1 protein-coding gene is annotated in these 1,072 nt (G+C 70.0%); it reads left to right on the top strand.

The annotated features are described in order from the left end of the window. Positions 1-1,072: non-ribosomal peptide synthetase (locus IEZ19_RS49960; RefSeq protein WP_189317983.1), on the top strand; the 1,072-nt coding region annotated here is incomplete at both ends.

Genomic DNA, 1,072 nt, shown 5'->3' with positions numbered 1-1,072 from the left:
GGCGTCGGAGGAGCAGCGTGAGGAGCCGCGGCGGCTGGCGGAGTTGGAGGGTGTGCGGGCCGCGAGCGTGGTGCCGTCGCTGCTGGAGGTGCTGGACCCGGGAGATCTGGCGCGGGTTGAGGCGATGGTGGTGGGTGCCGAGTCGGTCAGTGAGTCGGTGGCGCGTGCGTGGTCGGCGGGGCGTCGGTTGGTGCATGCGTATGGGCCGACCGAGGCGACGGTGATCGTGGCGATTGGTGCGGTGGATGGTGAGCGTTCGGGCCAGGTGCCGTTCGGCCGGCCGGTCGCGAATACCCGTCTGTATGTGCTGGATGAGGCGTTGCAGCCGGCGCCGGTGGGTGTTGCGGGTGAGGTCTATGTGGCCGGTGCGCAGCTTGCGCGTGGTTATGTGGGGCGGCCCGGTCTGACGGGTGAGCGGTTCGTGGCCTGCCCGTTCGAGGCGTCCGGGGAGCGGATGTACCGGACCGGGGACCTGGCCAAGTGGACGGAGGACGGTCAGCTTCTCTTTGCCGGTCGGGCGGATGAGCAGGTGAAGGTCCGTGGTTTCCGGATCGAGCCCGGTGAGATTGAGGCCGTGCTCGAGGCCCGGGCCGAGGTGGCGCAGGCCGCGGTCCTGGCACGGGCGGACGTGCCTGGCGACAAGCGTCTGGTCGCGTACGTGGTGCCTGCCGACAGCGAGATCGGAATCGATGCGGGCGTGCTGCGGGACGTGGTGGCGTCGCGGTTGCCGGAGTACATGGTGCCAGCCGCGTTCGTCGTACTGCCTGAGTTGCCGCTGACCGTCAACGGCAAGCTCGACCGCAAGGCTCTGCCCGCGCCGGAGTACGCCGCGGGCGGTGGCCGTGCCCCGGCCACCGTGCAGGAGGAGATCCTGTGCGGGGCGTTCGCCGAGGTGTTGGGTCTTGAGTCGGTCGGCGTCGACGACAATTTCTTCCAGCTCGGCGGGCATTCGCTGCTGGCGGTACGGCTGATCTCGCGGATCCGTGTGGCGTTGGGCGTGGAGGTCCAGGTCCGGGTGTTGTTCGAGGCGCCGACGGTGGCCGGGCTCGCGGTTCGGCTGTCGGAGGGTATG

The organism is Streptomyces brasiliensis, from assembly GCF_014647875.1.
GTDB lineage: Bacteria > Actinomycetota > Actinomycetes > Streptomycetales > Streptomycetaceae > Streptomyces > Streptomyces brasiliensis.
Note: the sequence above shows the minus strand (reverse complement) of the source record. Positions and strands in the feature narration are given on the sequence as shown.